At 36.2% G+C, this 8,544-nt stretch carries 5 protein-coding genes; 4 read left to right on the plus strand and 1 reads right to left on the minus strand.

The window, feature by feature from the left end:
- Positions 1–4: 4 nt before the first annotated feature.
- Positions 5–2,545, minus strand: a complete 2,541-nt coding sequence (gene topA, locus ATE49_RS17885; protein WP_065083171.1) for a type I DNA topoisomerase — start codon at positions 2,543–2,545, stop codon at positions 5–7.
- A gap of 237 nt (positions 2,546–2,782) precedes the next feature.
- Here topA and ileS point away from each other — a divergent pair, with 237 nt between their 5' ends.
- The 4 genes from ileS to ATE49_RS17905 all read left to right on the plus strand — a co-directional run bounded on the left by ileS (position 2,783) and on the right by ATE49_RS17905 (position 8,035).
- Positions 2,783–6,169, plus strand: coding sequence for an isoleucine--tRNA ligase (gene ileS, locus ATE49_RS17890; RefSeq protein WP_065083172.1), 3,387 nt, complete (start codon positions 2,783–2,785; stop codon positions 6,167–6,169).
- An 83-nt stretch (positions 6,170–6,252) separates the two neighbouring features.
- Positions 6,253–6,633 (plus strand): TraR/DksA family transcriptional regulator, encoded by a 381-nt coding sequence (locus ATE49_RS17895; RefSeq protein WP_034869975.1) that lies wholly within the window; start codon positions 6,253–6,255, stop codon positions 6,631–6,633.
- Positions 6,634–6,730: 97 nt separating this feature from the next.
- Positions 6,731–7,363, plus strand: a complete 633-nt coding sequence (locus ATE49_RS17900; protein WP_059345938.1) for a lipoprotein signal peptidase — start codon at positions 6,731–6,733, stop codon at positions 7,361–7,363.
- Positions 7,364–7,390: 27 nt separating this feature from the next.
- Positions 7,391–8,035 (plus strand): SanA/YdcF family protein, encoded by a 645-nt coding sequence (locus ATE49_RS17905; protein ID WP_065083173.1) that lies wholly within the window; start codon positions 7,391–7,393, stop codon positions 8,033–8,035.
- The last annotated feature ends 509 nt before the right edge of the window (positions 8,036–8,544 follow it).

The following is an 8,544-nucleotide window of genomic DNA, read 5'->3' on the forward strand; positions in this document are numbered from 1 at the left end:
AACCTTATTTTTTAGAAGGTTTTTTAGCAGCAGCTTTCTTGGCAGGCGCTTTTTTGGCTTTCGGTTTCTCTTTAAAAGCAGTTTCGTCCTGAGCAATAATCCATTTTTTTACTTCATCGAAGGAAATATCCTGCAAATCTTCAGCAGTATATTTTTCTCCTTTTCCTTTCAATGGGATTTTCAACATTTTCTTTCCAAAACGAATGAAAGGTCCCCATCTTCCGTTTTCAAGAGAAACCTTCTGGTCCTCCCATTGCTGAATATATCTGTTAGCTTCTTTTTCCAGTTTGGCATCAATTAGTTCGTTGATGTCACTTTGAGAAAGATTATTAAAATCATATTTCTTCGGAACATTTACAAAGATGTCCTTATATTTTATGAAAGGTCCGAATCTTCCGGTTCCTTTAGTTACAGGCTCTCCTTTATAAGTTGCGATAGGAGCATCGGCTCTCTTCTTTTCTTCTATAATCTCGATTGCTCTGTCATTATCCACAGACAGCGGATCTTCAGTTTTAGGAATGCTGATATAAGCTTCTCCCCACTTGATATAAGGCCCAAAACGTCCAACACCCACTACAACTTCTTTACCTTCGTAATCATTAAGATTAAAAGGTATTTTGAAAAGCTCCATTGCTTCTTCAAACGTAATTGTAGTAATATTCTGATTCGGCATCAGAGAAGCAAAGATTGGTTTCTCTTCATCATCTGTTTCTCCGATTTGTATCATAGCACCAAATCTTCCGATTCTTGCATGTACATTTTTGCCCGTTTTAGGATCTACTCCCAGTACACGGTCACCATTTGCTCTGTCGGCGTTTTCTTCTACATCAGCAATTCTTGGGTGGAATTTTCCATAGAATTCAGTCATAACATCTTTCCATGCTCTGTTTCCTTCCGCAATAATATCGAAAGCTTCCTCAACACGAGCTGTAAATCCGTAATCAAGAACTTCGTTGAAGTTATTAACAAGAAAATCATTAACAACAACACCTATATCAGTTGGTAGAAATTTGTTCTTATCAGCACCATACTTTTCTGTAAGTGTTTCTTTTTTCAGTGAAGAAGTTAAAGTAAGCTGAACAATTTCACGTTCCTTAGCCATAATTTCTCTCTTGTCCACGTACTCACGATTCTGGATCGTCTGGATTGTCGGAGCATAAGTAGAAGGTCTTCCGATTCCCAGTTCTTCCAGTTTTCTTACCAGCGATGCTTCTGTAAATCTTGCAGGAGCTTTTGTGTATTTCTCGGTAGCAATGATTTTTTTGTATTTAAGAGCCTCACCAACATTTACCTTTGGCAGAAGTTTATCGTCGTTCTCATCATCTTCCTCTTCATTTTTAGTAATACCATATACTTTTAAGAAACCATCAAAAATAATCACTTCACCAGTTGCCTCAAAATGTTGAGGAAGTTTCTGGTTTCCTATCTCAATTACTGTTTTCTCAATTTTAGCATTGGCCATCTGACTTGCCATTGCTCTTTTATATATTAGCTGGTATAATTTGTTAAGCTGTGCATCTCCTACTGTTTTTACACCAAAATCGGTAGGACGAATTGCCTCGTGAGCTTCCTGAGCAGATGCATTCTTAGTAGTATAGTTTCTCGGTGCAGAATATTCTTCTCCGAATTCTTTTGTAATAGTTGCTTTTGCCGAATTAATAGCTTCCTGAGAAAGATTAACGCTATCCGTCCTCATATAGGTAATATAACCTTCTTCATATAGACGCTGTGCTACACGCATTGTAGAAGTTACGGAATATCCTAATCTGTTTGAAGCTTCCTGCTGTAGAGTAGAAGTAGTAAACGGAGCTGAAGCGGAACGCTGCCCCGGCTTTTTTTCTACATTTAAAACTTTGAAGTCTGCAGTACTGCATTGGTTAAGGAAAGATTCAGCTTCTTGTTCTGTAGAGAAGTCCTTTTTTAGTTTTGCTAAAATTTCTTTCTTCTCATCGTTCAGGAAAGTTCCTTCTACTTTATAAGACGCCTGAGACTGGAATCCGTGGATTTCTTTTTCTCTTTCAACAACAAGACGTACTGCTACTGACTGTACACGACCTGCAGAAAGACCTGGTTTTACTTTCTTCCATAGAACAGGAGACATTTCAAAACCTACAATTCTATCCAGTACTCTTCTCGCCTGTTGGGCATTGACAAGATTATTGTCTATTTTTCTCGGATTCTCTATAGCTTTAAGAATTGCATTCTTAGTAATCTCATGAAATACAATTCTTTTAGTTTTATCTTCTTTTAATTTTAATTCCTCCGCCAGATGCCATGCAATAGCTTCCCCCTCGCGGTCTTCATCGGAAGCCAGCCATACCATATCGGCTTTTTTGGCTAAAGACTTAAGCTCTGTAACGAGCTTCTTCTTATCTGGAGAAACTTCGTAATCAGGAGTAAATGTTTCAAGGTTAATACCCATGCCCTTTTTAGGAAGATCACGGATGTGTCCCATACTAGAGGTTACTTCAAAATCATTACCAAGATACTTCTGTATCGTCTTAGCCTTCGCAGGGGACTCCACAATTACGAGATTTTTCGACATAGAAAATTTTTTGCAAAATTAGGATTTATTTTGAAAATCAAATTTTTCTTTATCATTCAAATTTTCTATTTAGGCAACAAGCTGTGTTATTGCTTATTCCTAAAAAGAAGAATGCTTAATATTTAAAAGCTTAAATTTCAATAGATTTAAGCTTTCTTAATATAGGAGAAATTCGACAATTTTTTTTATATTCGCAATCTTAATTTATAAAGGACTAGAAATATTTTTTAACGTCACATGAAGAAGTTTACCGAGTATAAAAACTTAGATCTTATCGGTTCTGCCGAAAATGTATTGAAATTCTGGGAAGAGAACGATACTTTCGAAAAAAGTGTAGAAAATCGCCAGGGCAGCCCTGAGTATGTTTTCTATGAAGGTCCGCCATCTGCGAATGGGATGCCGGGTATTCACCACGTTATGGCCAGAAGTATTAAGGATATTTTCTGCCGTTTCCAGACTCAGAATGGTAAGCAGGTTTTTCGTAAAGCCGGCTGGGATACCCATGGACTTCCGATTGAACTTGGTGTTGAAAAAGAATTAGGAATCACTAAAGAAGATATTGGTAAGAAAATTAGTGTTGAAGACTATAACAAAGCTTGTCGCGAAGCGGTAATGCGTTATACTGATGCATGGAATAAACTTACTGAAAAAATTGGCTATTGGGTAGATTTGGAGAACCCTTATATTACCTACGAGCCAAAATATATGGAAACTGTATGGTGGCTATTGAAGCAGCTTTACAACAAAGAATTATTGTATAAAGGATATACAATACAGCCATATTCACCGGCAGCAGGAACAGGGCTTTCTTCACACGAATTAAATCAGCCAGGGACTTACCGTGATGTTTCCGATACAACGATTGTAGCACAATTCAGAGTTAAAAAAGAAAGTTCAGATCTATTTAACGATATAGATGGAAATGTAGATATCCTTGCATGGACAACTACACCGTGGACATTACCTTCGAATACTGCTTTAACAATTGGAAGAGATATCGAATATGTAGTTGTTAAGACTTTCAATCAGTATACATTTGAACCAATCAATGTAGTATTGGCAAGAGTTCTTTTAGAAAAGAACTTTGGTAAAAAATATGCAGAAGGAACGGATGAAGATTTTGCTAATTACACACCGGAAAGCAAAGTTATTCCTTACAGAATATTAAAAGAATTTACCGGAGAACAACTGGCAGGTACACATTATGAGCAGCTTGTACAATGGTTTGCTCCAGAGGAAAATGCTGAAAAAGCATTCCGTGTAATTATCGGAGACTTTGTAACTACCGAAGACGGAACTGGGGTAGTGCACACAGCACCTACATTTGGTGCGGATGATGCCCGTGTATCCAAGGAAAATGATATCCCGCCAATGTTGGTAAAGGATGAAAACGGAAACCTTATCCCGTTGGTAGATCTACAAGGACGTTTTATCCATGGAGAAAATGTTCCTGAACTATTTGCAGGTAAATACATTAAGAACGAATACTATGAAAATGGCCAGGCTCCTGAAAAGTCTTGGGATGTTGAATTAGCAATTTTATTGAAGACTGAAAACAAAGCCTTCAAAGTAGAAAAATATGTACACAGTTATCCACACTGCTGGAGAACAGATAAACCAGTTCTTTATTATCCGCTGGATTCATGGTTTGTAAAAATGACGGCTGTAAAAGACCGTTTGGTAAACCTGAATAAAGAAATTAACTGGAAACCAAAAGCGACAGGAGAAGGACGTTTTGCAAACTGGTTAGAAAATGTAAACGACTGGAACCTGTCCCGTTCACGTTACTGGGGTATTCCGTTGCCAATATGGAGAACAGAAGATCTAAGAGAAGAACTGGCAATAGGTTCGGTTGAAGAACTAATGCAGGAGATTCAGAAATCTATCGATGCCGGGTTTATGACTTCCAATCCTTACGAAGGCTTTGAAGCTGGTAACATGGATGAAGCTAACTATGCTAAAGTAGATTTACATAAGAATATTGTAGATCAGATTATTCTGGTTTCTGCTTCAGGAAAACCAATGAAGAGAGAATCCGACCTTATCGATGTATGGTTCGATTCAGGATCAATGCCATATGCGCAATTACATTATCCTTTCGAGAATAAAGAGCTGATAGATGAAAGAAAAGCTTTCCCTGCTGACTTTATTGCGGAAGGTGTAGATCAGACAAGAGGATGGTTCTATACGTTGCATGCAATCGGAACAGCTGTTTTCGATTCTGTAGCCTATAAAAATGTAATGTCTAACGGACTGGTATTAGATAAAAACGGACAAAAAATGTCTAAGCGTTTAGGAAACGCGATTGATCCTTTCAAAACCTTAGAAACATACGGACCGGATGCTACCCGTTGGTATATGATTTCCAATGCGATGCCTTGGGAGAATCTTAAGTTTGACCTGGAAGGAATAGATGAGGTAAGAAGAAAATTCTTCGGGACACTATACAATACCTATTCTTTCTTTGCGTTGTATGCTAATGTAGATGGATTTAGATATGAAGAGGCAGATGTAGAAAACCGTCCGGAAATCGACAGATGGATTTTGTCCGAGCTTAATCTTTTGGTAAAAGAAGTTAAATCTTTCTATGAAGATTATGAACCAACAAAAGTAGCAAGAGCAATCAATACTTTTGTTAATGACAATCTTTCCAACTGGTATGTACGTTTGTGCAGAAGACGTTTCTGGAAAGGAGACTATACTGAAGACAAAATTTCAGCATATCAGACTTTATATACCTGCCTGGAAACAATTGCTAAAATATCTGCTCCGATTGCTCCATTCTTTATGGATCAATTATATCAGGATCTGAACAATGCAACTCAAAAAGAATCAGCAGGATCTGTACATTTAACAGATTTCCCTGTTGTAGACGAAAATAAGATTGACTACTCTTTAGTAGAAAAAACTCATCTTGCACAGCAGATAACCTCTATGGTATTCTCTTTGAGAAAAAAGGAAAATATCAAAGTACGCCAGCCTTTACAGAAAGTAATGATTCCTGTTTTAGATGCTGCTACCGGAGAACAAATCAATGCGGTTTCCGAGCTTATCAAACAGGAGGTAAATGTGAAAGAGCTTCAGTTGATTAATGCAGAAGAGGCTTCTCATCTTATTGTTAAGCAAATTAAACCAAACTTCAAGGCACTAGGACCTAAGCTTGGTAAAGATATGAAGACTGTAGCTGCAGAAATCTCTGCATTCTCGGATGATCAAATTGCTGCATTAGAGAAAGAAGGTAGTCTAACAATTCAGGGATATGAAATAACTACAGACGATGTAGAGATCCTGACAAAGGATATTCCGGGATGGACAGTGGCTTCTGAAGGAAAATTAACAGTAGCATTAGATCTTACATTAACAGATGATCTGAAAGCGGAAGGTATTGCACGTGAATTCATTAACAGAGTACAAAACCTTAGAAAAGAGAAGAATTTTGAAATAAGTGACAGAATTCTTATCGAATTAGAAGAAAATAATCCATTTTTACAAGATATCTTGAAGAATAAAGATTATATTAGCGCAGAAGTTCTTGCAAATGATATAGTGGTTAAGGCTAATATATCAGGGGAAGAAGTAGAAATTGATGAACTTAGATTCAATATTAATATTATTAAAAATTAAAAGAGATTGAAAAGTACTTTCTGCATAACCGCAGACAAGTACTTTTCAAAATATAAAGTACCAATTATCAAATTAGAAATATTATGGCAGAGGAAAGAGTAAGATACAGCGATGCTGATTTGGAGGAATTCAGAAAAATTATTGAAGAAAAAATAGAAAAAGCCGAGAAAGATTTATCTCTTATACGTGAAAGTTTCATCAATGATAGAAATAACGGAACAGATGATACTTCGCCAACATTTAAAGCTTTTGAGGAAGGAGCTGAAACTTTGAGTAAAGAGCAGAACGCTCTTCTGGCTTCACGTCAGGAAAAGTTTATCAGAGACCTGAAGAACGCTTTAATCCGTATTAAGAACAAAACTTATGGTGTATGCCGTGTTACAGGAAATCTTATTTCTAAAGACAGATTGAAAGCGGTTCCGCATGCTACTTTAAGTATTGAGGCTAAAAATATGCAACGATAAAATTACACCAATTGGTGTGACTGATTAATGTACAAAGCAAAATGTGTTCAGTAAATACATGATGCTTTGTACATTTTAATTATATGATACAGAAATTATGAAGAAAATTGTGCTTATTACCCTGCTGGTTCTTTTCATTGACCAGGCTTCCAAAATTTATATCAAAACACATTTCCATTTAGGAGAAAGTGTAGATGTATTTAAATGGTTCAAGCTTGCATTTGTTGAAAACCCCGGAATGGCTTATGGCCTTCACTTTGGTGGAGCAATTGGTAAATATGCATTATCCCTGGTTCGTATTGCATTGGTAATAGGGATTATAGTGATGTTCAAAAAATGGTTAAAAGAAGGAGCTTCCAATTATTTAATCATTCCGATGTCCATGATATTCGCTGGAGCAATTGGTAATCTTATAGATGGAATGTTCTATGGATTGATTTTCGATACAGGGACAATCTTTGAGTCTTCAATAGGGCGTTGGGTAGGTTATGACGGTATTTCAAAAATCGGCGGCGGTGGATATGCCTCCTTTATGAATGGTTGTGTTGTGGATATGCTTTATTTTCCATTATTCAAGTTCAACTGGCCAACCTGGGTTCCGGGAATTGGTGGTACAGAATTTGAATTCTTCAGACCAGTCTTCAATATCGCAGATAGTGCTATTACTGTTGGAGCTGCAATTATATTAATATTTAAGAAAAAAGCTTTCCCGAATGGTTTGAATTTCTAAAAACTATATGGGTATCATTTATATGATATGAATAATCTAATCAAAAGAGTATTTTTACTTTTAATTATTATAGGGTTGCTTGGGGCAACCTTTATAATTTATGCCAATTGGAAAATAGAATCCGAAACCAAAAATTATATTACATCGGATCCTAATAAATTACCAATTGAACATGTTGGTCTCGTACTGGGTACTTCCAAGCTTTTGGCTAACGGAAATATGAATCCGTATTTTAAATACAGGATTGATGCTGCGGAAGAATTATATAAAGCCGGGAAAATAAAAAACATTATTGTTAGTGGAGATAATAGCCGCAAAACTTATAATGAACCAGAAGACATGAAGAATGAATTGGTAAAAAGAGGTGTTCCGGAAATAGATATCTATATGGATTTCGCAGGTCTTCGTACATTAGATTCTGTAATACGGGCAAGAGAGATATTTGGACAGCACGAGTATATTATTATTTCTCAGGAATTCCATAATGAGAGAGCTGTGTTTATTGCACGGGAAAACGGGATCAATGCATTTGGTTTTAATGCACAGGATGTGAATAAGGCTGTAGGTATTAAGACAATGATTCGTGAAAAGTTTGCAAGGGCAAAAGTTTTCTGGGATTTTCTTTTCAGTGTTCAGCCTAAATATGGTGGTGAGAAAATTTTTGTTGAATAAACATCATACATATATATAGTATATAAAATCCGGCTTTACGCCGGATTTTTCTTTTTCTTCTATATATAAAGGATGTTCTAGAGCAAAAAAATGGCATCTGAGCATTTAAAAACAGCATTTCCTTGTGACTGTTTACAACCAAAATCTGGTTTTTAAAGCGAGTGCAATGATATGTAGCGTATATATAAAGAAGGGGAGTCTTTCCAATGTGAACATAATATTAAATTTTTCTCGCGTGTATTCAGGGAGTTAGGTGTATTATGTTAAAAAATGAGTAATAAAGTTTGGTGTGTTATAGAAGTTTTTCTACTTTTGCAGTCCTAAACAATGAGAGTTGTGAGGGGAGCAGGAGGTAATTGAGACGAAAAAATCGATTAAAATTTTTTAGAAAAAAGATTTGGTCATGTTAATAAAATTTATTAGTTTTGCCCACGCAAAAATGGTTAATAAAAGGACTGTTAGAGCGGAGTAGAGGTAATGAAGATGACTAAAAAAAACTTCAAAAAAAG

The organism is Elizabethkingia miricola, from assembly GCF_001675285.1.
Classification (GTDB): domain Bacteria; phylum Bacteroidota; class Bacteroidia; order Flavobacteriales; family Weeksellaceae; genus Elizabethkingia; species Elizabethkingia miricola.